Genomic DNA, 22,188 nt, shown 5'->3' on the forward strand with positions numbered 1-22,188 from the left:
TGCTTGGCTTGCATAATACATTAGAAAATACAGTTATAACTAATTGAAACTTTTCAACAGGAAGTAGCAGCATGGATCATCGTATCGCCCGTTCCACCGTGCGTGTGCGCGGTTTTCATCTTGATGGTTATGCTCACGTCAATAATGCGCGCTATCTCGAGTTTTTCGAGGAGGGGCGCTGGGCTTATTTCGAGCAGCAATTCGATCTGGCGGCACTTTTCAATGAAGGCCTGGCTGTGGTCACCGTCAATCTGAACATCAATTATCGTCGTGCGGCGGTCATTCACGACGAATTGGAAATATTGAGTTCGCTATCGCGCATCAACCAGCGCAATGCTGTCATGCATCAGGTGATCAATCGTGTCAGCGACGGCAAGCGAATCGCCGACGCGGATTTTACTTTCGTCGTGCTCGATACCCGTACCGGACGTTCGATACGCATCGAGGAAAAACTGAGAAACGTACTCGAGCCCCTGGTGCTGGAATGTTAAGGGAGAAGATACTGGCGGCAGGATTCCTACGCTGCCTAAACGAGTCCTGCAATGGTACAATTCGTCATCGTGTCGCCCCGTTGGGCGACCCTTGAGCCGTGCCCTGTTTTGCTACAAGAGCTTTTCGCTACACGAGCTCGGTAGCGTGAACAGGGCGCGGTTCATCGATTGCTGTCTCACGCCAGCGCTTATCAGTTGTAGTGCAAAGGATTCGACGACCCATGGGTGACACCGCCAGAGAAATTCTACCCGTCAACATCGAGGACGAGCTAAGACAGTCGTATCTTGATTATGCCATGAGCGTAATCATCGGTCGCGCGCTGCCAGACGTGCGCGACGGCTTGAAGCCGGTGCATCGCCGGGTGTTGTTTGCCATGCATGAATTGGGCAACGACTGGAACAAGGCCTACAAGAAATCCGCGCGTATCGTCGGCGACGTTATCGGTAAGTATCACCCGCATGGGGATAGCGCGGTCTACGATACCATCGTGCGCATGGCTCAGGACTTCTCGATGCGCTATGTGCTGGTCGACGGCCAGGGCAACTTCGGTTCCATCGACGGCGATAACGCTGCGGCGATGCGTTACACCGAAATACGCATGGCGCGGTTGGCCCATGAACTGTTGGCGGATCTGGAAAAGGATACCGTCGACTGGGTCGACAACTACGACGGTACCGAGCGCATTCCCGACGTATTGCCGACCAAGCTGCCCAACCTGCTGATCAATGGCTCTTCCGGGATCGCCGTGGGCATGGCGACCAATATCCCGCCGCATAACATGGTCGAAGTCATCAACGGCTGCCTGGCCTTGATCGATGACTATACCCTGACCATCGACGATTTGATGGAGTATATCCCGGGCCCCGACTTTCCTACCGCCGGTATCATCAATGGCAAGGCCGGTATCCTCGAGGCGTATCGTACCGGCAGGGGACGTATCTACGTCCGCGCGCAGCACACCATCGAGCATCACGAGAAGTCCGGGCGCGACCACATCATCATCTCCGAGTTGCCGTATCAGGTGAACAAGGCGCGTCTGATCGAAAAGATCGCCGAACTGGTCAAGGAAAAGCGTGTCGAGGGCATCGCCGAATTGCGCGACGAGTCGGACAAGGAAGGCCTTCGAGTGGTGATCGAGGTCAAGCGCGGTGAGTCCGGTGAGGTGGTGGTCAACAATCTGTTCGCCCATACACAACTGCAGACCGTGTTCGGTATCAATATGGTAGCGCTGGACAACGGTCAGCCCAAGACGATGAATCTCAAGGAGGTCCTCGAGGCCTTCGTGCGTCATCGTCGCGAGGTGGTCACCCGGCGCACGCTTTACGAGCTCAGGAAGGCGCGGGAGCGAGGCCATATCCTGGAAGGTCTGGCGGTCGCGATTTCCAACATCGACGAGGTGATCGAGCTGATCAAGGCCTCGCCGAGTGCCGCGGAAGCCAAGGAGCGACTGTTGGATCGTACCTGGCAGCCGGGGCAGGTGACCGACATGCTCGACCGCGCCGGCGCCACGTCCTGCAAGCCGGAGGATCTCGAGGAAGGCTTTGGTCTTTCTGAAAATCGTGGCGAATATCGGCTGTCGCCGGCGCAGGCCCAGGCGATCCTCGAGCTGCGCCTGCACCGCTTGACCGGTCTCGAGACCGAGAAGCTGCTCAACGAATATCTGGGCATTCTCGAGAAGATCGCCGAGCTGAGTGAGATTCTGGCTTCGGCGGATCGCCTGCTCGAGGTCATTCGAGAAGAGTTGATCGCCATTCGCGATCAGTATGGCGATGCGCGCAAGACCGAGATCCAGATCAGCCGCCTTGATCTGACCATCGAGGACCTGATCAATGAAGAGGATATGGTGGTCACCATTTCGCGTAGCGGCTACGCCAAGACTCAGCCGATCACCGATTATCAGGCTCAGCGGCGCGGCGGACGTGGCAAATCGGCGACCAGCATGAAGGATGAGGATGTCATCGAGCATCTGCTGGTGGCCTCGACCCACGACACCGTGCTGCTGTTTTCCAACAAGGGCAAGGTCTACTGGCTCAAGGTCTACGAGATTCCTGCGGCCAGTCGCGGTTCCCGCGGTAAGCCCCTGGTCAATCTGTTGCCGTTGGACGATGACGAGGCGATCAATGCCATGCTGCCGGTGCGCGAATATCGCGAAGACAGCTTCATCTTCTTTGCCACCGCCAAGGGCACCGTCAAACGTACCACCCTGGATCAGTTCTCGCGGCCGCGTAGCGTGGGCCTGATTGCCATCGATCTGGATGAAGACGATCGTCTGGTGGGTGCCGCCATTACCTCGGGTAGCGATCACGCCATGCTGCTGTCTTCCAATGGCAAAGCGATCCGTTTCGAGGAAACCAACGTGCGCGCCATGGGGCGTACTGCTCGAGGGGTGCGTGGCATGCGCCTCGCCGAAGGTGCCGAAGTCATTAGTCTGATCATCCCGCAGTCGACTCAGATCGACAGCGAGGCGGATGTCGAGCTTGACGATGAGCAGACTCCAGGAAGCACAGGCGCCAATGGCAATGACGATCAGATCTATATTCTGACCGCCTCCGAGAAGGGGTATGGCAAGCGTACGCGTCTCGAGGAATTCCCGCTGCGTGGCCGTGGTGGCCAAGGGGTCATCGCCATGCAGACCAGTAGTCGCAACGGGGCGCTGGTGGCGGCCATGCAGGTGGCGACCAGTGACGAAATGATGCTGATCACCGATCGCGGTACCCTGGTGCGCACCCGCGTCGAGGAAGTCTCGACCACCTCGCGCAATACGCAGGGTGTCATGCTCATTCGTCTTGGCGATGGTGAGTCCCTGGTCAAGACGGTGCGGGTCGATGAGCCGGAGGAGGAGCCCTCAGCGGCAGCGAATGGAGAGCCCTCAGTGGGGGAAGAGCCCGTGCTGGATGAGGGCGCCGAGCAATCCGACGACAGCGCATCAGCGAAGGATGGGCCGCATATTCCAGATACGCCGGATTCTCAGGAATGAGCCATCGCGACCGCCCTGGATCGGCGGTCGCTTTTTTTCGTCCCCTGTCCGAGATGTACTGCCAATGACACGCAAGTATAATTTTTGTGCCGGTCCTGCCGCTTTGCCCACGCCGGTGCTGGAGCGCGCCCGGGAAGAGTTGCTCGATTATGAGGGTCGCGGGCTCTCGGTGATGGAAATGAGCCATCGCAGCCCCGAGTTCGTAACCATTGCCGAGAATGCCGAGGCCAACTTCCGTGCGTTGCTCCAGGTGCCGGATAATTACAGGGTGCTGTTCCTGCAGGGTGGGGCCTCTACGCAATTTGCCATGCTGCCTTATAACCTGCTGGGCAACGGCGGCACGCCCAACTATTTGTATACCGGCATCTGGGGCAAGAAGGCCATCGCCGAGGCCAGGCATCTAGGGGGCGCGCATGTGGCGGCGTCCAGTGAAGCCAATGGTCTGACTGCCGTTCCCCGGCCCGAGGATATTCAGCTCTCGGATGATGCGGCCTATCTCCACTACACCGACAACGAGACCATCGGCGGCCTGGCCTTCGATTACATCCCCAGGAGTGATGTGCCGCTGTGCTGCGACATGTCCTCGTCGATCCTTTCGAGACCGCTGGACGTCTCCCGTTTCGGGGTGATCTATGCCGGGGCGCAGAAGAATATAGGGCCGGCGGGGTTGACGCTGGTCATCGTTCGCGACGATCTACTCGACCGAGCCAAGCCCGAGACGCCGACCATGTTCAATTACCGGGTCATGGCCGAGAATGGCTCCATGTACAACACCCCGCCCACCTACGCCTGGTATCTGGCGGGGCTGGTGTTCGACTGGTTGAAAAACGATGTCGGTGGGGTTGAGGCGATCGAGGTCATCAATGCGCGCAAGGCGGCACGATTGTACGATGCTATTGATGCAAGCGGCTTCTATAGCAGTCCCATTGCGCCGATCAATCGTTCGCGCATGAACGTGCCTTTCGTGCTGGCGGATGAGTCTCTCAACACGGTTTTTCTCGAAGAAGCTGAAGCGGCGGGTCTGCTCAACCTCAAGGGGCATCGCAGTGTCGGTGGGATGCGGGCCAGTCTTTACAATGCCGTGAGCGAAGCGGCGGTGGAAGCGCTGGTGGGTTTTATGAGCGATTTTGAAAAACGCCATGGCTAATCCATGGCCAAGAAAGGAGTAGGGGGTATGAGCGAGTCCCCAATCGACCTCGATGAATTGCGCGAGCGTATCGATCAGATCGATGGCGAGATTCTGCGTCTGATCAGTGAGCGGGCGAGCTGTGCCCAGCAGGTCGCCCAGGTCAAGAGTGCCTCCGATCCTGGCGCGAGCTTCTATCGACCGGAGCGAGAAGCTCAGGTGCTGCGCCGTATCATGGCGCTCAACAGCGGACCGCTGGACTCCGAAGAGATGGCCCGGTTGTTCCGGGAAATCATGTCCGCCTGTCTAGCGCTGGAACAGCCGGTCAAGGTCGCCTACCTCGGGCCGGAAGGCACCTTTACCCAGCAGGCGACCCTCAAGCATTTTGGTGACAGCGCCAAGAGCCTGCCCATGGCGGCGATCGATGAAGTATTCCGGGAGGTCGAGGCCGGCGCTGCCCATTACGGCGTAGTACCGGTGGAAAACTCCACCGAAGGGGTGATCAACCATACGCTGGATTCCTTCATGGACTCTTCGATGCGTATCTGTGGTGAGGTGGTGCTGCGCATTCACCACCATTTACTGGTCGCCGGTACCACGCGCCGGGACAAGATCTCGCGCATCTACTCACACCCCCAGTCCTTTGCCCAGTGTCGCAAGTGGCTGGATGCACATTATCCTCAGGCTGAACGAGTGCCGGTCTCGTCCAATGCCGAAGCCGCACGACTGGTCAAGACCGAGTGGCATAGCGCCGCCATCGCCGGTGACATGGCGGGTAAGCTCTACGGGCTTGAAAGAATTGCCGAGAAGATCGAGGATCGCCCGGATAATTCCACGCGTTTTCTGATCATCGGCAACCAGGATGTTCCTTTGTCCGGCGATGACAAGACGTCACTGGTGGTAGCGATGCGCAACCAGCCCGGCGCACTGCACGATCTGCTCGAACCCTTCCATCGCCACCAGATCGACCTGACCCGTCTGGAAACCCGGCCGTCACGTTCCGGTGTGTGGAACTACGTGTTCTTCATCGATTTGAAAGGGCATCGCGACCAGCCGGAAGTAGCAGCGGTACTGGAGGAAATACGCTTGCGTGCTGCCGAAGTGAAGGTGCTGGGATCTTATCCCCAGGGTGTGCTCTAGCATGGCAGCGGCACAATACGATCTGCAGGACGCAAGTGGTATCGCTGAATCCCGACTCCTGATCGTAGGGCTCGGGCTGATCGGTGGCTCCTTGGCGCGAGCGCTCAAAGCGGCGGGATTCAAGGGTGAGATCGTCGCCTATGATCGTGATGCCAATGAAATCGCCCGGGGCCTCGAGATGGGGGTGATCGATGCCGGTGGCTCCGAACTCGGCCCTCTGGTTCCCGGCAGCTCGATGATCCTGCTGGCAGTGCCGGTGCTGGCCATGGAATCCGTATTGCGTACCTTGGCACCGTTGATCGAGGATCAGGTGGTGACCGATGTCGGCAGTACCAAGCTGGCGATTTGCGCGGCAGCGGAGAGGGTGTTCGGGAGATTGCCGACCAACATGGTGCTGGGCCATCCGATCGCCGGCTCGGAGAAGAGCGGGGTGGCTGCCTCCGATGCTTCCTTGTACCGGCAACACAAAGTCATTTTAACGCCCCAAACCGACACCGATCCCAGCGCCTTGCTGCGCGTACGTGCGCTATGGGCGGCTTGCGGCGCCGAGGTGCTTGAAATGACGGTGGAGCGCCACGATGAGGTGCTGGCGCGCACGAGTCACTTACCGCATCTGTTGGCCTTCTCGCTGGTCGACACCCTGGCACGCCAGGACGATAGGCTGGAAATATTCCGTTATGCCGCAGGCGGTTTTCGCGATTTCACACGCATCGCCGGCAGCGATCCGGTGATGTGGCGCGATATCTTCAGCGCCAACCGGGATGCCCTGTTGACGGCATTGGATGATTTCGAAAGTGGCATCGCCCGCTTGAGAATGGCCATCACAAGTGGCGATGACGATGCCCTGTTGGCCACCCTTGATCGGGCCAGTCATGCCCGACACTATTTCGATACGTTATTGAACAAGACGAGATACCAAACGATGGAATTACGTAATGTCCGCTATCGGGCCCGCCCGGGCGGCGCTGTCAGTGGCTCGATTCGAGTGCCCGGCGACAAGTCGATCTCCCACCGGGCGATCATGTTGGGTGCCCTGGCCGAGGGTGTTACCCAAGTGCAGGGATTCCTCGAAGGCGAAGATAGTCTTGCGACGCTGCAGGCCTTTCGCGAGATGGGCGTCGCCATTGAAGGGCCGCACCAGGGGCGTGTGACCATCCATGGTGTCGGCATGCACGGCCTGAAGAAGCCCGCCGGGCCGCTCTATGTGGGCAATGCCGGCACGGCCATGCGCTTGTTCGCCGGGCTACTGGCCGGTCAATCCTTTGATACCGAGCTGACCGGCGATGCCTCGCTGACCAAGCGTCCGATGGGGCGGATCATCGATCCCTTGCGCTTGATGGGGGCGGTCATCGAGTCCACCGAGGGACAGCGTCCTCCTTTGAGAATCAAGGGAGGGCAGCCACTCGAAGGCATTGCCTACGATATGCCCATGGCCAGTGCTCAGGTCAAGTCATGTCTGTTGCTGGCGGGTCTTTACGCCACAGGTGAGACTCGGGTGAACGAGCCAGCACCCACCCGGGATCACACCGAACGTATGCTTAATGGCTTCGGGTATCCGGTGCATCGCGAAGGCGATACTGCCTGGCTCGAAGGCGGTGGTCGCCTGACCGCCGGCCCCATCGATGTGCCCTCGGATATCTCCTCGGCGACCTTCTTCCTAGTCGCCGCGGCGATCACACCGGGAGCGGATCTGATTCTCGAGCATGTCGGCACCAACCCAACGCGTATTGGCGTGATCAATATTCTCAAGGCCATGGGCGCGGATCTCGAACTGATCGATGAGCAGGAAGTGAGTGGCGAGTCGGTAGCCAACATTCGCATCCGCTATCGGCCCCTCAAGGGGATCGATATTCCTGAGGAGCAGGTGCCACTGGCCATCGATGAGTTTCCGGCGCTTTTCATCGCCGCCGCCAATGCGGTGGGCAAGACTCGTCTGCGCGGCGCCGAGGAACTAAGAGTCAAGGAATCCGATCGGCTTCAGGCCATGGCGGATGGGTTGAGCGCCTTGGGCGTCGATACCACACTCTATGCGGATGGCATCGATATTCAAGGCCGCGATCAAGGCCAAGGAGCCGAGAGGCCCAGCTATGGCGGTGGACGTATCGATAGCCTGGGGGATCATCGCATTGCCATGGCATTTGCCATTGCTAGCCTGCGCGCGAGCGATGATATCGTCATCGATGACTGCGCCAATGTGGCCACTTCATTTCCTGGCTTTGTCGAATTGGCACGCCGCGTGGGGCTTAACCTGGAGGAACAAGCGTGACGACTGCACAGGAGCCGGTGCTGGCCATCGATGGTCCGGGTGGCGCCGGGAAGGGCACGGTCAGCCGTTTGATTGCAGAGCGGCTGGGTTGGCACTTGCTCGATTCCGGAGCACTCTATCGTCTGACTGCCCAGGCCGCTGCCAAACATGGCGTGCCCCTGGATGACGAGTCCGGACTGGCAAGGCTCGCCGAGACGCTGGACGTGGCCTTTCTCGCCGAAAATGGCAATGCGCGAGTTCTCCTCGAGGGTGAAGATGTCAGCCGAGCAATTCGCACCGAAGAGGTCGGCGAGCGCGCCTCTCAAGTGGCCGTTCTGCAAAGGGTACGCAATGCCTTGCTGGCTCGGCAGCGCGATTTTCAGAAACCCCCTGGTCTGGTCGCCGATGGGCGCGATATGGGAACGGTGGTTTTCCCCCAGGCGACACTGAAGGTTTTCCTCACCGCCTCGGCCCAGGAGCGGGCTCGGCGCCGGTACTTGCAGTTGCAGGAAAGTGGTGCGAATGCTAGTCTATCGAGTCTTTTAAAAGAGATACAAGCTCGGGATGCACGTGATATGCAGCGTGCGGTGGCCCCACTCAAACCGGCGGATGATGCCATCGAGTTGGACACCACCGAGTTGTCGATACCGGACGTGGTGGATCGTATTCAAGGGTTGCTGGCCAGATCAGGGCTTGAACCGTCCGTTTGAATGCCTTGTCAGGCAAACGACACTTCCGGACCCCGTAACGATGTCATGATGCAAACCGGCATTTCTTGTGGCAAGTCGATTTGGATCAAACCAGCGTCAACATCTTCGGGGAAATATGTAGATTAGGCCCGCGTTCGCTGGTGGCGCGGAGAAGGCGACAACCGCCATTAACGTTGATCATGTAGGATGCTCATGAGCGAAAGCTTTGCTGAACTGTTTGAACAATCTCTCCAGGATATCAATATGGAGCCGGGTGCCATCGTCATGGCGACCGTGGTGGATATTGAGAACGACTGGATTACTGTCAATGCCGGCCTGAAATCCGAAGGGCAGATTCCCGCTGCTCAGTTCAAGGATGACAATGGCCAACTGACCATTGGCATCGGTGACGAAGTCAAGGTAGCGCTGGAAGCCGTCGAAGATGGTTTCGGTGAGACGCGTCTGTCCCGCGAAAAGGCCAAGCGTGCCGAGGCCTGGAAAGAGCTCGAAGCGGCTTTCGAAAAGGATGAGATCGTCAAGGGCGTGATCAATGGCAAGGTGAAGGGCGGCTTCACCGTCGATGTCGCCTCCATCCGCGCTTTCCTGCCAGGTTCTCTGGTGGATGTGCGCCCGGTGCGTGACACCGCGCACCTGGAAAACAAGGAACTGGATTTCAAGGTCATCAAGCTCGATCCCAAGCGCAACAACGTGGTTGTCTCGCGCCGTGCCGTGCTTGAAGCCGAAAACAGCGCCGAACGTGAAGCGCTGCTGGCAACGCTTCAGGAAGGCCAGCAGATCAATGGTATCGTCAAGAACCTGACCGATTACGGTGCCTTCGTGGACCTGGGCGGCGTCGATGGTCTGCTGCACATCACCGATATGGCCTGGAAGCGCATCAAGCATCCGAGCGAGATCGTCGGGGTGGGCGATGAGATCAACGTCAAGGTGCTCAAGTTCGATCGTGAGCGCAATCGCGTCTCCCTGGGCTTGAAGCAGCTGGGCGAAGATCCCTGGGTCAACATCAAGGACCGTTATCCGGAAGGCATGAAGGTCAATGCCCGCGTCACGAACCTCACTGATTACGGCTGTTTCGCCGAGTTGGAAGAGGGTGTCGAGGGTCTGGTCCACGTCTCCGAAATGGATTGGACCAACAAGAACATCCACCCCTCCAAGGTCGTTCAGGTGGGTGACGAAGTCGAAGTCATGGTACTGGATATCGACGAGGAACGTCGTCGTATCTCCTTGGGTATCAAGCAGTGCACCACCAATCCGTGGGAAGACTTCAGTGCCCGTTACAACAAGGGTGATCGTGTCTCTGGAACCATCAAGTCGATTACCGATTTCGGTATCTTCATCGGCTTGGAAGGTGGTATCGACGGTCTGGTTCATCTGTCCGACATCTCCTGGTCGGAAACCGGCGAAGAGGCGGTGCGTCAGTTCAAGAAGGGCGATGAGGCAGAAGCCGTCATCCTGTCCATCGATCCTGAGCGCGAGCGTATTTCCCTGGGCATCAAGCAGCTCGAGAGCGATCCGGTCTCCGAGTTCCTGGCGGTCAATGACAAGGGTGCCATCGTCACCGGTCGTGTCGTCGAGATCGATGCCAAGGAAGCCCATGTCGAGCTGGCTACCGACGTGGTGGCGGTGCTCAAGGCATCCGAGATCAGTGCCGATCGCGTCGAAGATGCGCGCAACGTACTAAGCGAAGGTGATAGTGTCGAAGCCCGTATCGTGGGTGTGGATCGCAAGAATCGCGGCATCACGCTCTCGATCAAAGCCAAAGATCAGGCTGATACCCGTCGCAACATGGGTAAACTGCGGGAACAGGAAACCGAAAGCGGTGGCCCGACCACCATCGGCGACCTGATCAAGCAGCAGATGGGTCAAGACTGATTGTTCGGTCCTGATGTTTCTACGTCATACATTGGCGTAGAAATATAGAAAGTTAGATAAGCATCGACGCGGCCTCTTGATATGAGGCCGCGTTTTTTATGGGTTGGTGTCTTGAGCCTTTTTTTCGACGGCGCTCAGGAACCCACGCAGGATGGAAAGCTCCTTGCGGCTTGGCTGTGCGCGAGCGAACAAGGCGTGCAGGTGTTCTTCGGTACGAGCATGAGGTTGGGTGAGAAAGCCGACATCCTTCATGACGCGATGCAGATGTTCGTAAAAATGCGCTAGTTGCTCCTGACTGGGCAATGGGGTCTGGCGAGGTAGTGCTTGATGAGTATGTGTTTGCTGTGTGCGCTGTTGAGCACGAAACAACTCATAGCAAAGTACCTGCACCGCCTGAGCGAGATTCAGTATGCCGTAGTCGGGATTGGCTGGAATGCTGACCTGATGGGTGCAATGGCGAAGCTCGTCATTGGTCAAACCGAAACGCTCGCGCCCGAATACCAGGGCCACTGGTTCGCTTCGTGCAACAGTAATGGTGTCCTCTGCCATCCGGTCGGGTTCATCGAAATGGGGTAGTGGTAGGTTGCGCAGTCGCGCACTGGCTCCGATCACCTGTACGCAGTCGGCAACCGCGTCGGCCATGGCGTTGGTGACGCTGGCATTGATAACGACGTCTTCGGCACCGGCGGCCAGTCGCGTAGCTTCCTCGTCAGGGAAGCAGCGCGGATTGACCAGTGTCAGTTGTGATAAGCCCATGGTTTTCATGGCTCGAGCGCTGGCACCAATATTGCCGGGATGGAAGGTTTGAACAAGGACGATTCGAATATTGGAAAGCATCGGCTTTAAGTATCGGCATGATGGAAAAGAAAAACCCCGCTGATCAACTCAGCGGGGTTCGTTAGTCAGACTAAAGCCAGCAGTCTGATGGGTATGGTCCGGGCTTACATCATACCGCCCATGCCACCCATGCCGCCCATGTCTGGAGCGCCACCGGCTTCTTTCTCGTCCGGATCGTCGGCGATCATCGCTTCGGTGGTGATCATCAGACCTGCCACGGAACCGGCGGACTGCAGTGCAGAGCGGGTTACCTTGGCCGGGTCGAGGACGCCCATCTCGAACAGGTCGCCATACTCGCCGGTTTGAGCGTTATAGCCGTAATTGCCTTCGCTGTCCTTGATGCGATTGACGATAACGGAAGCCTCTTCACCCGCGTTGGTGACGATCTGACGCAGCGGAGACTCCATGGCACGCAGTGCGATGCCGATGCCGTGGGTCTGGTCTTCGTTGTCGCCCTTGAGATCTTTCATGCGGGTCAGGATACGAATCAGGGCGGTACCACCACCAGGCACGACACCTTCTTCGACGGCTGCACGAGTGGAGTGCAGGGCGTCTTCGACACGAGCCTTCTTCTCCTTCATTTCCACTTCGGTAGCCGCACCGACGCGGATGACGGCGACGCCGCCGGCCAGCTTGGCGACACGCTCCTGAAGTTTCTCGCGATCGTAGTCGGAGGAGGTCTCTTCGATCTGGGCACGAATCTGGCTGACCCGGGCTTCGATGTCGTTCTCGGCGCCGGCGCCATCGATGATGGTCGTGTTTTCCTTGGACATGGTGATGCGCTTTGCATTACCCAGATGGTCCAGGTTGGCCTGCTCGAGGGTGAGACCGACTTCTTCTGAAATCACGGTACCACCGGTGAGCACGGCGATGTCCTGCAGCATGGCCTTGCGGCGATCACCAAAGCCAGGTGCCTTGGCTGCCGCGACCTTGACGATGCCACGCATGTTGTTGACGACCAGTGTCGCCAGCGCTTCGCCTTCGATGTCTTCGGAGATGATCACCAACGGCTTGCCCGCCTTGGCGACACTCTCGAGTACCGGCAGCAATTCGCGGATATTGGATATCTTCTTGTCGACCAACAGGAGCAGCGGGTCTTCCAGTTCGACCGCCATGGTTTCCTGGTTGGTCACGAAGTAGGGCGAGAGATAACCACGGTCGAACTGCATGCCTTCGACCACTTCGAGCTCGTCCTCGAAGCCACGGCCTTCATCGACGGTGATGACACCTTCCTTACCGACTTTCTCCATCGCGTCGGCGATGATCTGGCCGATACGCGCATCGCCGTTGGCGGAAATGGTACCCACTTGGGCGATGGCCTTGGAATCGGTGCAGGGCACGGCCAGCTGCTCGATTTCCTTGACCGCAGCAATGATCGCCTGGTCGATACCGCGCTTGAGATCCATTGGATTCATGCCGGCGGTAACGCCCTTGAGGCCTTCGTTGACGATGGACTGAGCCAGCACGGTCGCGGTAGTGGTACCGTCGCCGGCCACATCGGAGGTCTTGGAAGCGACTTCCTTGACCATCTGTGCGCCCATGTTCTCGAATCTATCCTTGAGTTCGATTTCCTTGGCGACTGAAACGCCATCCTTGGTGACGGTCGGTGCGCCAAAGGATTTTTCGAGAACCACGTTGCGTCCCCTGGGTCCTAGGGTTGCCTTGACGGCATCCGCCAGGACATTGACACCACGTGCCATGCGCTTGCGCGCGTCATCTGAAAACTTGATCTGTTTCGCTGCCATTGTCGTTGCTTCCTGAATCAGTGCTTAAAAAGAAGTTCGGAGTAAAATAAGTGGTGCGGCGCCTACCGCTGATCAACCTTCGACCACGGCGAGGATGTCGGTTTCACTCATGATCAACACTTCTTCGCCGTCGATTTTCTGTTTCTCGACGCCAAAACCTTCCTTGAAGATGACGGTATCGCCGACTTTCACATCTAGAGGGCGCACTTCGCCGTTATCTAGGATCCGGCCATTACCGACGGCGAGAATCTCACCCCGAGTCGGTTTTTCCTGGGCGTTGCCCGGAAGCACGATGCCGCCAGCGGTTTTTTGCTCTTCTTCGACGCGACGAACTACGACGCGATCGTGCAAGGGACGGATATTCATTGCTCACGTTCTCCTAATGGTTACATGACTCAAAATGCACCTGAGGGCTAGGCGCTCAGGGTGGAAAGCAGCGCTTTCCTTTGTTGTTGACCCGTCAGTAATCGTTGCCTACGGACGGGTCTGATTTCGTTACTGTCCCTTGATGGGGACGACGGTGCGCCTTTCAAGGGGCGCAAATGAAAAAAATTCAGTGGCGCGGCTCATCCTTGGAGATGAAGTCTCCTTCCAATGGTGAGGCATCCTTATGGCCTTTATCGGAGCTTTGATTTTCACGGGAATCGCTATTGTGAGTAGTGTGCTGCTCCCAGCCTTCCGAGCCGCGTCTATAGTGGCTGCTCATGCCGACTCCCTTGATCTGAAAAGGGAGACGCGAAAGCAGCTTGCCTAGCGCACGCCTGGAAGTGGGTAGAAGGCATAGAAAGCCCAGCGCATCCGAGAGAAAGCCGGGGGCCATGAGCAGGGCGCCACCGAAGATCAACGCCGCACCGGTCATCAGCTCATCCGAGGGAATCTCACCTTGAGCCAGGCGTTGTTGCGCGCGTTGCAAGGTGGCAACGCCTTCCCGTCGAACCAGATACAGGCCTATGAAGCCGGTGGCAAGGATCAGGGCAAGGGTAGCCAATAACCCGATCTGTGCGCCCACGGAGAACAGGATCACGAAGTCGAGCAGCGCGAATAGTGTAAAAGCGAGAAGAATCGGCATGGCGGCTCCAGGTCACGGTACTCCCTAAAGGATGGAGGCGGCTGGTGATAATGCAAGTCTTGCAGAGTGAAGTGAAAGGCAATTGGCTTCAACCGAGCACCTCTTTCGATGCTGGAAAAAAGAGGCTGATTGCAGTATGCTGCAGCGCACAAACTAATTAAGGACTGGAGGTAAAAATGCACATTAACGATGAGGTGATTGCGATTACCGGCGGTGCTCAAGGATTGGGGCTGGCCATGGCCAAGATGCTGGGCGAGCGTGGGGCACGCATTGCCTTGATTGACCTGGATGCCGAGCAACTCGAGCAAGCGGTCAATGTTCTGGCCGACTCCCACATTCAGGCACAGGCCTTTGTTGCCAACGTGGCCGAAGAGTCGTCCGTCATCGAGGTGTTCACCGAGATTCGAGCAAAGCTCGGGCCGGTGGCGGGGCTAGTCAACAACGCCGGCATCACGCGGGACGGTTTGCTGGTCAAGGCCAAGGACGGGGAGGTTGTCTCGACAATGTCGCTGAAGCAGTGGCAGCAGGTGATCGATGTCAATCTGACAGGTGTGTTCCTGTGTGGTCGCGAGGCCGCCAGCCAGATGATCGAGGCCGGTACTCAAGGCGTCATCGTCAATATCTCGAGTATTTCTCGAGCCGGTAACATGGGGCAAAGTAATTATGCCGCCGCCAAGGCAGGTGTCGCGGCGTTGACCGTGACCTGGGCCAAAGAACTTGCCCGCTACGGAATTCGGGTCGGTGCAGTCGCACCGGGCTTTATCGAAACAGAGATGACCGCATCGATGCGTCCTGAAATCCTCGAGAAAATCACCAAGGGTGTGCCGCTCGGACGTTTGGGGCTGCCCGAAAACATTGCTGACAGCGTGCGTTATATCTTCGAGAACAACTACTTCAGCGGTCGTGTGCTGGAGTGCGATGGCGGTTTACGGGTATAAACGACTAATCATGTAACCGTGAATCGCTTCAATTCGAGCGCAACGAGAAAAACCAAGGTATGCCTCGTTGCGCGGTGAACGAGCTGTTCAATAGGCGATCTGGTCGCGAAGTGATTCCACGGTGGCATCACCAATGCCGTTGACGCGGCTCAGATCCTCAGCACTAGTGAAGGGGCCGTTGGTCTCGCGATCTTCGATGATCGCTTGTGCCTTGGCATCACCAATACCGGGAAGCTGGGTCAACGTTTCAGCGTCGGCATTGTTGATATTGACCGATTGGGCCTGCTGTGCCATGACGAGGGGCGCTGAGCCGAGTAACAGGCTAAACAGAATCGCCTTGAAGACTGTCTTCATCTCTATTCCTTTTATGACTGAACTTTTATGACGGAACTAGGGTTACCGCTTGGTAACCTTATAGAAAGACACTCTGTTACAAATATAGCCAATAACGTAATTTATTGTAAGATATCGGCTCGTCTGACCGACGACTTCGACCCGTCTGCGAGGATATTCACTTAGCGACGGCCGCTGCTCGAGCGAGGTGTGAGACTGATATACTGGGGTAAATTCGTTCCTGGAGCCGCTATGTCTCTCTCTGCTTCGCCGTTGATCATCGCGCTGGATTACCCTTCCCTGGATGCAGCCTTATGCATGGCGGACCAACTCGACCCCCGGCGCTGTCGTGTCAAAGTGGGCAAGGAGTTGTTCACTCGCAGCGGTCCCAACGTGGTAGAAGCCCTGCATGGGCGTGGCTTCGAGGTGTTTCTGGATCTCAAATTCCACGATATCCCCACGACCGTGGCCGGGGCGGTCCAGGCCGCAGCAGAACAGGGCGTATGGATGGTCAACGTGCATGCCAGCGGTGGTCGACGAATGATGGAGGCAGCCAGGGAGCGACTGGAGATCAACAATCTGACGACTCACCTGATCGCGGTGACGGTGCTCACGAGCATTGAGCGCAGTGACCTGACGGAGATCGGGCTGAATGTCGAGCCCCTCGAGCAAGTCGAGAGGCTAGCCGCCTTGACCCAGTCCTGTGGACTGGCAGGTGTCGTATGTTCGCCCCAGGAATCATCGCGCCTGCGCCAAACCTGTGGTGAAGCATTTCTCAAGGTGACACCGGGAATACGCTTTGCGTCCGACCAGAGCGATGATCAGCGTCGCACGTTCACGCCGAATGAGGCGCTGGACGCCGGCAGTACACATCTTGTCATCGGTCGTCCTGTCACTCAGGCCGAGGATCCCATGGCGGCATTGGCGGATATCGAGAAGACGCTTGTCATTCCCCCTCCAGGCCATTGATAGGTTTGACGGTCCCCCAGCTGCGACAGCGGGGGCAGTGCCAATGCAGTTGCATACCCGAAAAGCCGCAACGATGACATCGAAAGCGTGGCTGGGCTTCTAACCGTTTAGCGATATGTTGTTGCAAGAGTGCTATGTGCTCGTATTGGGGAACCTCTCGATCGAGCAGATAGAGCTCCATCAGATAATCGATACCGCGCAGGCTGGGATTGGCGTTGATTTGTTCAACGGCAAAGGCGGTTGCCCCGGCGCGATCTCCGCGACGCGCCAGGGATTGTGCAATCATGATCACGGCACTGGTATAGGGAGCAGGTTCATTTAATAGACGCAAGCTCTGTTCCAGACCCTCTTCGTCTTCGAGTTTGAGATAGGCGTCGCGCAAGGGCTCAAGAACGATGGGAGTGAAGTGCCGATCCTGCTCGGGAATGCGCCTCAGAAAACGAATTTCAGCCTTATAATTGCCAGCCTCGCGTTCGATGGTGGCAAGAAGCCAGTTGGCACGGACGCAGGCAGGATCCGTGGTCAGTGCCTGGCGTAGATGTTTGCGTGCCAGAGAGGGGCTGGCTGCTTCGAGATGTTGCTGTGCCAATTCACACAGCCAGTGAGCCGCCGCACGGCGTATGTCATCTTCTTGGCGCAGCAGCTTCGATGAGGCAACCTCCAGCGCTTGCTGCCATTCCCGCTCGCGCTCGAAGAGATCCACCAGCAGGCGTTTGGCGGAACGGCGGAGGTCTTCATCGTGAGTATCGCGTATCAGTTGTTGAAGAAGACGCTCGGCGCGATCGAGCACCCCGAGTTGCAGGAAATCACGTGATAGTTCAAGTTGGACTTGATCGCTTTGTGCCGTATTCAGGGTGGGACGGGCGAGCAGATTCTGATGAATTCGAACAGCGCGATCGGCCTCGCCACGGCTGCGGAAAAGGTTGCCTAGTGCAATGTGCGTATCGACGGTATCGCTATTGATCTCCAATGCTTGAATGAAGGTTTCAATAGCGCGATCGGGCTGCTCGTTAAGTAGGTAATTGAGCCCAGTGAAGTAGTCCCGGGAGAGCATGCTCTGCTGCTGGACAGGACGAACCAGTGGCTCACGCTGACGGCGGCCCAGCCACCAACCGATGGCAATCGCCGCCACCAGCAATGCCAGCAGCAAGAGATCAGGCATTTACGGGCTTTCCTTGAACTCCTGGGTGCGTAGGCGGTCGAGCTCTTTGCGTTGTTGTTGATTATGGCGCTGAGCACGGGTCAATAGAGTGCGTAATCGCAGATAAACGCCGCTCATCGCCAGCATGCCCAAAAGAACGCCGATGGCCAGCGCCACGAGCAACCACAGCGATAGCGAGGCCGGGGGCAATTCCATCCAGATCAGGTTGAGCGGTAATGCCTGCTGATTGTTGACAGCGAAGAGAATGCCCAGCAGCAGCACCACCAGAAGAATGATGGCCAGCAACAGCCCTTTGAGCCAACGCATAAGTGTATCCTTTTCGATTTCGGTAACAATGGAGGCGTCAGTAGCCTAAGGCTCGACTGGCGTTGACCTGTTCGCGAAGCTCCTTGCCTGGTTTGAAGTGTGGCACGAACTTGCCTTCCAGATCGACTGCTTCTCCGGTTTTGGGGTTGCGGCCCAGACGCGGTTCACGAAAGTGCAGGGAAAAACTGCCAAAGCCACGTATCTCTACACGTCCACCGCTGGCTAATGTGTCGGTAATATCGTCTAGAATGACGCGCACCGCGGCTTCGACTTCCTTGAGTGACAGCTCAGGCTGTCGCATGGCGATCTGTTCGATCAATTCGGACTTGGTCATCGGATATCTCCGTGCGGCTTACTGCGCCGCCGACAGGCTGACAGGTATTGTTGTTCCGTTGAGCATACTGCTCAAACCGTGAAAAAACAACGCACTAGCATAACGATAAAAGGCTTTCCTTTACTGTGACGGCAGGTTCCTGTTTTCGCTGCCGGCCTCGGTTATACTGCCATCACCCAAACCGCAACACTCGAGGTTAGACATAGTGAGCGAAGATGTTGCCCTGAAACGGCTTTATTGGCATTCGCGTCGCGGCATGTGGGAGCTTGATCTGCTGCTGATCCCCTTCTTGAAGCATCGCTACAGCGAGCTTGACGATGCCGATAAAGCGGCTTATCAAGCCTTGATCGAGCAGGAAGATCAGGATCTTTTCGTATGGTTGATGCGCCGCGAGTGGCCCCGGGAAGACTCCCTGCGCAGGATCGTCCAGATGATCGTCGAATATGCTGAAACAACCGGTAACGATCAATATCGTACCCTCTAGACTGCGCTTGGGCTGCATGGCGCTGTTGGCAATAGCGGTATGTTTACTCGCTGCTGTTTACGGGTCGCTCTGGCTTCTCGTGTCCACGGCCACTGTTCTCGGCTCGATCCTATGGCGCGAAGGCTGCCGACACGAGCGCTGGGAGTTACGCTGGGTGCCGGGTCCCACAGGGGGCTGGCAGGCTCGTTCGAGGAAATGTGTGAAGAAGCGTGAGGGGCTCAATAACGACTGGCGAGACACGTCGCTGAGTTGTGATTATCTCGGCCCCTGGTTAATCGGATTGCGCGTGGATGGTGAGCGCAATTGGCTGTGGCCGGACAGTATGAACCGGCAAGCGCATCGTTCCTTGCGACGGATATTGTTGTGGTCATCCTCAGAACGATAATGTTATCTGCGAGGCCACTGCGCCCGCCGCATCATGAGATGGGCAGTCGAGGTTGTAATGAAGTCCCCGGGACTCGCGGCGTGCGCTGGCGACGTCCAGTAGCATGCCGGCCAAGCGGAATGCATGATGCAAGCGACTAAGCGCCAGATGGCCGGCGTGCTCCTCTCGTAGCACTTCGTGTCTCTTGTACAAGTTTTCAAGCGATTCGCGACCCGCAGCGAGTCCAGTGTCACTGCGCACGATTCCCGCAGACTGGCTCATTATTTCACGCAATGCAGCGAATGCCTGATCGATGCCTGCATCGGATGCCGCCCTCTGACCTGCAACGGAGGGAATGATGGGCTCTCCGCCTGTTTTAGTCTGGCCCGTCCGCAGTGCCTTGGCTGCGGAGCGAGCGAATACTAGACACTCCAATAGCGAATTGCTGGCCATACGATTGGCGCCATGCAGACCGGTGCAAGCGACTTCGCCGATGGCATACAGGTGTCCTACATCACTGGCGCCTTGTAGATCGGTGGCAATACCGCCGCAGCTATAGTGGGCTGCCGGCACTACGGGAATAGGGGTTTGTGTAATATCAAGCCCACGAGTCAAGCAATGGGCGTGAATGGTAGGAAAGTGCCCTTGGATGCTTGCGGGCGCGAGATGAGTAACGTCGAGCAGCACATGGGAGGCGTCGTTGCGCAGCATCTCGGCGTGAATGGCGCGGGCGACGATATCCCGTGGTGCCAGTTCGGCGCGCTCATCGTAATCCGGCATGAAGCGCCGACCATGAATATCGCGCAATAACCCTCCTTCACCCCGTACCGCCTCGCTGATCAGAAAGGGGCGGCCACCCGGGTCGAACAGGCAAGTCGGATGAAACTGCTGAAATTCGAGATTCATCAGCGTGGCGCCCAAGGCTGCCGCCATCGCCATGCCTTCGCCGCAGGCCGGAGCAGGGCTGGTGGTATGCTGATAAAGACCGCTGGCGCCACCGGTGGCAAGCACAGTGTCCTGAGCCACGGCGAGGTGGTGCTGATCTTGGCCATCAATACACAATGCGCCGCTGCAGTTGTCTTGCGCATCCTTGAGTAGCTCGATGGCTTGCCACGATTCGACCAGGCGAATGGTTGGATGTCGCCGCACTCGATCGAGTAAGGTCTCGATCAATGCACGACCGGTAGCGTCGGCGGCATGAATGATGCGCCGGGCGCCGTGCCCCCCTTCGCGAGTAAGGTGGTAAGGATAGGGCGCATCCGGCGACGTGTCTGGCGTAAAAGGCACCCCGAGCGCCACGAGCCAATCGATCGCGTCCGGTCCATGCTCGACGGTAAAGCGCACGGCGTTCTCGTCACATAAACCATCGCCGGCAATCAATGTATCCTGGACATGGGCCTCTATATTGTCCTGGGGCGCCAGCACCGCGGCGATGCCCCCTTGAGCCCAGCGGCTCGCACCGAAGTCGTCCTGCGCTGGGCGCAGTAGTGTCACTGCGCGGTGATCGGCCAGTTCGAGAGCCAGGCTCAGACCAGCGACGCCACCACCGATGATTAGAACGTCATGATCGCTGCGAATCATTGTGCCGGGTTTCCGTATCGTTGGAGGATGTGCCAGACCCAAGAGTCAGCCGGTGCGCATCACTAATCAAAGTGTGGTGGCTCGCTCGTCGTCTAAGGCGCTTGCTTGGCAAGCGCCTTAGACGGCCTAGGCGCAGGCTCAGTTCGCGCGTGAGCCGGGCCAGTTCGCGATTGAGCCATAAATAGCCGCTCGGACTGAATAGCATGTGTCCGTCCTCGCCGCGAGCCGAGATAGCCTGGTTGGCATACTGATCCAGATCGAAGCGTTTCACTTGTACTTCGATAGGCTGTCCGGTGCGCACCTGAAACGCCAAGGTTCCCAATACCCTAGCGAGTCGGTGCTGAGCCTCGCGTAAGCCTTCCATGGCGTCGATGCGCTCATGGCCGGCCCGGGTCGTCCAATGGGTTTCCAGCAGCAACTCGATGGTGGACAGCATGCGCCTCTGCAACGACAGTAAGCTGTCGAGTTCGTTGCGCCGTAGACGTCGTTCGCTATGGATGGCGTCGACGAGTTTTCTCTGTTCGACCAGTTGAGCGGTGGTGGCCTTGAGCAGCTCGCGTGTATCGATATCACTTTCTGCAGAGGCGCTGGTGTGAGCATGATAAAGCCGTGCCAGTTTATCCAGGTTGTCCGCCAACAAGAAGCGCAACACATCGGTGGCTTTTTGCGGTACTACCAATACGGTGACCAGTATACCGACCAATGTGCCCAGCAGGACATTGAAGGCGCGCCACAGCGCGATGGTGAGGTCGCTATCGCCGCTACCCACCACGAGCAGAACGGAGATGCCGAAGATCAGCGCGCTGTAGCCATAACGTGTGGCGAAGGTGGCATAAGTGGCCAAGGCGATACTGATCAGCGTCCATAAGGGAACCACGCCCGTGGGCGGATTGGGAATCAGCATCAGCACGATCCCCCAGATGGCACCGAGAATCGTGCCCAGCAATCGTTGCCCACCTTTATCCAACACGCTACCGATATGGTGTAGATTACCGACCACGACCAGTGTGCTGACTAGTGCCCAGCTTCCGTGCGGAATCTGTGTGGAGGTAACGATGATGAAGGTGATCGTCAATGCCAGGCTGGTACGCAGCACATGCAGATAGTGGCGATAGCGGTAGTTGAAATAAGGATCGCGCAGACGCAATGGTGACATCGGCGATGGCCCTTCAGCCGGCAGGTCGCGGTCCAGGAGATGAGGACGCAGCCATGAATATTAAAAAGAGCATTTTGCTCTCAACGAGGAGGGTAGATGATACAACCTCTAGACATCTGGTGCCCGGAGCCGGGCTCGAACCGGCACGGAGTATAACCTCCGAGGGATTTTAAGTCCCTTGCGTCTACCAATTTCGCCATCCGGGCGGGGGTCGAAGAGGCTGTGGGGCCGAAGAGGGGGTGGAGGCTGGAGTCGGAATCGAACCGGCGTACACGGAGTTGCAGTCCGCTGCATAACCACTCTGCCATCCAGCCTCAGGAGTCGTGTTTCAAGACGATGGAGCGGGAAGCG

General features: G+C 57.7%; 20 protein-coding genes and 2 tRNA genes. 10 read left to right on the top strand and 12 right to left on the bottom strand.

What is annotated here, in order from left to right; translation table 11 throughout:
- The first annotated feature begins 71 nt into the window (after nucleotides 1–71).
- From ACPF7Z_RS06080 to rpsA, 7 genes are all read left to right on the top strand, one after another.
- Nucleotides 72–491: an acyl-CoA thioesterase gene (locus ACPF7Z_RS06080; RefSeq protein ID WP_425192303.1), complete on the top strand. Its 420-nt coding sequence runs from the start codon at nucleotides 72–74 to the stop codon at nucleotides 489–491.
- A 221-nt stretch (nucleotides 492–712) separates the two neighbouring features.
- Nucleotides 713–3,469 carry a DNA gyrase subunit A gene (gene gyrA / locus ACPF7Z_RS06085; protein ID WP_425192304.1) on the top strand — a complete coding sequence of 919 codons (2,757 nt, stop codon included), beginning with the start codon at nucleotides 713–715 and terminating at the stop codon, nucleotides 3,467–3,469.
- A gap of 64 nt (nucleotides 3,470–3,533) precedes the next feature.
- Nucleotides 3,534–4,616 (top strand): 3-phosphoserine/phosphohydroxythreonine transaminase, encoded by a 1,083-nt coding sequence (gene serC, locus ACPF7Z_RS06090; RefSeq protein WP_425192305.1) that lies wholly within the window; start codon nucleotides 3,534–3,536, stop codon nucleotides 4,614–4,616.
- Between the two features lie 27 nt (nucleotides 4,617–4,643).
- Entirely contained in the window at nucleotides 4,644–5,735 is a 1,092-nt protein-coding gene (gene pheA / locus ACPF7Z_RS06095; RefSeq protein ID WP_425192307.1) for a prephenate dehydratase, read from the top strand.
- Nucleotide 5,736: 1 nt separating this feature from the next.
- Nucleotides 5,737–8,001, top strand: a complete 2,265-nt coding sequence (locus ACPF7Z_RS06100; protein ID WP_425192308.1) for a bifunctional prephenate dehydrogenase/3-phosphoshikimate 1-carboxyvinyltransferase — start codon at nucleotides 5,737–5,739, stop codon at nucleotides 7,999–8,001.
- On the top strand, nucleotides 7,998–8,690 hold the full coding sequence (gene cmk / locus ACPF7Z_RS06105; RefSeq protein ID WP_425192309.1) for a (d)CMP kinase: 693 nt from the start codon (nucleotides 7,998–8,000) through the stop codon (nucleotides 8,688–8,690). The genes ACPF7Z_RS06100 and cmk overlap by 4 nt, the downstream gene beginning before the upstream one ends.
- A 192-nt stretch (nucleotides 8,691–8,882) precedes the next feature.
- A complete protein-coding gene (rpsA, locus tag ACPF7Z_RS06110) occupies nucleotides 8,883–10,559 on the top strand; it encodes a 30S ribosomal protein S1 (protein ID WP_425192310.1) in 1,677 nt (558 codons plus the stop codon).
- Between the two features lie 96 nt (nucleotides 10,560–10,655).
- On the opposite strand, the gene ACPF7Z_RS06115 is transcribed toward rpsA, so the two are convergent.
- The 4 genes from ACPF7Z_RS06115 to ACPF7Z_RS06130 form a co-directional block, all read right to left on the bottom strand.
- A complete protein-coding gene (locus tag ACPF7Z_RS06115; RefSeq protein ID WP_425192311.1) occupies nucleotides 10,656–11,396 on the bottom strand; it encodes an RNA methyltransferase in 741 nt (246 codons plus the stop codon).
- Between the two features lie 104 nt (nucleotides 11,397–11,500).
- Complete coding sequence (gene groL / locus ACPF7Z_RS06120; RefSeq protein WP_425192312.1) at nucleotides 11,501–13,141, bottom strand: chaperonin GroEL; 1,641 nt, start codon at nucleotides 13,139–13,141, stop codon at nucleotides 11,501–11,503.
- 72 nt (nucleotides 13,142–13,213) lie between these two features.
- Entirely contained in the window at nucleotides 13,214–13,507 is a 294-nt protein-coding gene (locus tag ACPF7Z_RS06125) for a co-chaperone GroES (protein WP_048308681.1), read from the bottom strand.
- Nucleotides 13,508–13,694: 187 nt separating this feature from the next.
- The gene (locus ACPF7Z_RS06130; protein WP_425192313.1) at nucleotides 13,695–14,210 is read right to left on the bottom strand and encodes an FxsA family protein; all 516 of its coding nucleotides are present in this window, start codon (nucleotides 14,208–14,210) and stop codon (nucleotides 13,695–13,697) included.
- Nucleotides 14,211–14,386: 176 nt separating this feature from the next.
- On the opposite strand from ACPF7Z_RS06130, the gene ACPF7Z_RS06135 reads away from it, so the two are divergent.
- Nucleotides 14,387–15,148, top strand: a complete 762-nt coding sequence (locus ACPF7Z_RS06135) for an SDR family oxidoreductase (RefSeq protein ID WP_425192314.1) — start codon at nucleotides 14,387–14,389, stop codon at nucleotides 15,146–15,148.
- 87 nt (nucleotides 15,149–15,235) lie between these two features.
- On the opposite strand, the gene ACPF7Z_RS06140 is transcribed toward ACPF7Z_RS06135, so the two are convergent.
- Nucleotides 15,236–15,502, bottom strand: a complete 267-nt coding sequence (locus tag ACPF7Z_RS06140; protein WP_425192315.1) for a ComEA family DNA-binding protein — start codon at nucleotides 15,500–15,502, stop codon at nucleotides 15,236–15,238.
- Between the two features lie 231 nt (nucleotides 15,503–15,733).
- On the opposite strand from ACPF7Z_RS06140, the gene pyrF reads away from it, so the two are divergent.
- Complete coding sequence (gene pyrF / locus ACPF7Z_RS06145; RefSeq protein WP_425192316.1) at nucleotides 15,734–16,450, top strand: orotidine-5'-phosphate decarboxylase; 717 nt, start codon at nucleotides 15,734–15,736, stop codon at nucleotides 16,448–16,450.
- Here pyrF and lapB read toward each other — a convergent pair.
- From lapB to ACPF7Z_RS06160, 3 genes are read right to left on the bottom strand one after another with little or no spacing between them, the layout of a single operon-like run.
- Nucleotides 16,428–17,612, bottom strand: coding sequence for a lipopolysaccharide assembly protein LapB (lapB, locus tag ACPF7Z_RS06150; RefSeq protein ID WP_425192317.1), 1,185 nt, complete (start codon nucleotides 17,610–17,612; stop codon nucleotides 16,428–16,430). The two genes, pyrF and lapB, sit on opposite strands and share 23 nt — an antisense overlap.
- Complete coding sequence (locus tag ACPF7Z_RS06155) at nucleotides 17,613–17,918, bottom strand: LapA family protein (RefSeq protein ID WP_425192318.1); 306 nt, start codon at nucleotides 17,916–17,918, stop codon at nucleotides 17,613–17,615.
- A gap of 37 nt (nucleotides 17,919–17,955) precedes the next feature.
- Nucleotides 17,956–18,252 (bottom strand): integration host factor subunit beta, encoded by a 297-nt coding sequence (locus ACPF7Z_RS06160; protein ID WP_425192319.1) that lies wholly within the window; start codon nucleotides 18,250–18,252, stop codon nucleotides 17,956–17,958.
- Between the two features lie 205 nt (nucleotides 18,253–18,457).
- Here ACPF7Z_RS06160 and ACPF7Z_RS06165 point away from each other — a divergent pair, with 205 nt between their 5' ends.
- On the top strand, nucleotides 18,458–18,736 hold the full coding sequence (locus ACPF7Z_RS06165) for a succinate dehydrogenase assembly factor 2 (RefSeq protein ID WP_425192320.1): 279 nt from the start codon (nucleotides 18,458–18,460) through the stop codon (nucleotides 18,734–18,736).
- 373 nt (nucleotides 18,737–19,109) lie between these two features.
- Here the strand turns inward: ACPF7Z_RS06165 and nadB are convergent, their stop codons facing one another.
- The 4 genes from nadB to ACPF7Z_RS06185 all read right to left on the bottom strand — a co-directional run bounded on the left by nadB (nucleotide 19,110) and on the right by ACPF7Z_RS06185 (nucleotide 22,151).
- On the bottom strand, nucleotides 19,110–20,681 hold the full coding sequence (gene nadB / locus ACPF7Z_RS06170) for an L-aspartate oxidase (RefSeq protein WP_425192321.1): 1,572 nt from the start codon (nucleotides 20,679–20,681) through the stop codon (nucleotides 19,110–19,112).
- Nucleotides 20,662–21,837 carry an FUSC family protein gene (locus tag ACPF7Z_RS06175; RefSeq protein ID WP_425192322.1) on the bottom strand — a complete coding sequence of 392 codons (1,176 nt, stop codon included), beginning with the start codon at nucleotides 21,835–21,837 and terminating at the stop codon, nucleotides 20,662–20,664. The genes nadB and ACPF7Z_RS06175 overlap by 20 nt, the downstream gene beginning before the upstream one ends.
- Before the next feature lie 117 nt (nucleotides 21,838–21,954).
- Nucleotides 21,955–22,043: transfer RNA gene (locus tag ACPF7Z_RS06180), tRNA-Leu, on the bottom strand.
- A 34-nt stretch (nucleotides 22,044–22,077) separates the two neighbouring features.
- A tRNA-Cys gene (locus ACPF7Z_RS06185) sits at nucleotides 22,078–22,151 on the bottom strand.
- Nucleotides 22,152–22,188: the final 37 nt, after the last annotated feature.

It is taken from the genome of Halomonas sp. GXIMD04776 (assembly GCF_049808615.1).
Taxonomy (GTDB): Bacteria; Pseudomonadota; Gammaproteobacteria; order Pseudomonadales; family Halomonadaceae; genus Modicisalibacter.

Excerpts from the sequence above, each read along its gene's own strand:
- groL (WP_425192312.1), bottom strand. The coding sequence starts at position 13,141 with ATGGCAGCGAAACAGATCAAGTTTTCAGATGACGCGCGCAAGCGCATG.
- ACPF7Z_RS06160 (WP_425192319.1), bottom strand. The coding sequence starts at position 18,252 with ATGACCAAGTCCGAATTGATCGAACAGATCGCCATGCGACAGCCTGAG.
- ACPF7Z_RS06155 (WP_425192318.1), bottom strand. The coding sequence starts at position 17,918 with ATGCGTTGGCTCAAAGGGCTGTTGCTGGCCATCATTCTTCTGGTGGTG.
- rpsA (WP_425192310.1), top strand. The coding sequence starts at position 8,883 with ATGAGCGAAAGCTTTGCTGAACTGTTTGAACAATCTCTCCAGGATATC.
- pyrF (WP_425192316.1), top strand. The coding sequence starts at position 15,734 with ATGTCTCTCTCTGCTTCGCCGTTGATCATCGCGCTGGATTACCCTTCC.
- pheA (WP_425192307.1), top strand. The coding sequence starts at position 4,644 with ATGAGCGAGTCCCCAATCGACCTCGATGAATTGCGCGAGCGTATCGAT.
- nadB (WP_425192321.1), bottom strand. The coding sequence starts at position 20,681 with ATGATTCGCAGCGATCATGACGTTCTAATCATCGGTGGTGGCGTCGCT.
- ACPF7Z_RS06115 (WP_425192311.1), bottom strand. The coding sequence starts at position 11,396 with ATGCTTTCCAATATTCGAATCGTCCTTGTTCAAACCTTCCATCCCGGC.
- gyrA (WP_425192304.1), top strand. The coding sequence starts at position 713 with ATGGGTGACACCGCCAGAGAAATTCTACCCGTCAACATCGAGGACGAG.
- lapB (WP_425192317.1), bottom strand. The coding sequence starts at position 17,612 with ATGCCTGATCTCTTGCTGCTGGCATTGCTGGTGGCGGCGATTGCCATC.
- ACPF7Z_RS06125 (WP_048308681.1), bottom strand. The coding sequence starts at position 13,507 with ATGAATATCCGTCCCTTGCACGATCGCGTCGTAGTTCGTCGCGTCGAA.
- ACPF7Z_RS06080 (WP_425192303.1), top strand. The coding sequence starts at position 72 with ATGGATCATCGTATCGCCCGTTCCACCGTGCGTGTGCGCGGTTTTCAT.
- ACPF7Z_RS06100 (WP_425192308.1), top strand. The coding sequence starts at position 5,737 with ATGGCAGCGGCACAATACGATCTGCAGGACGCAAGTGGTATCGCTGAA.
- ACPF7Z_RS06140 (WP_425192315.1), bottom strand. The coding sequence starts at position 15,502 with ATGAAGACAGTCTTCAAGGCGATTCTGTTTAGCCTGTTACTCGGCTCA.
- ACPF7Z_RS06175 (WP_425192322.1), bottom strand. The coding sequence starts at position 21,837 with ATGTCACCATTGCGTCTGCGCGATCCTTATTTCAACTACCGCTATCGC.
- ACPF7Z_RS06135 (WP_425192314.1), top strand. The coding sequence starts at position 14,387 with ATGCACATTAACGATGAGGTGATTGCGATTACCGGCGGTGCTCAAGGA.
- serC (WP_425192305.1), top strand. The coding sequence starts at position 3,534 with ATGACACGCAAGTATAATTTTTGTGCCGGTCCTGCCGCTTTGCCCACG.
- ACPF7Z_RS06130 (WP_425192313.1), bottom strand. The coding sequence starts at position 14,210 with ATGCCGATTCTTCTCGCTTTTACACTATTCGCGCTGCTCGACTTCGTG.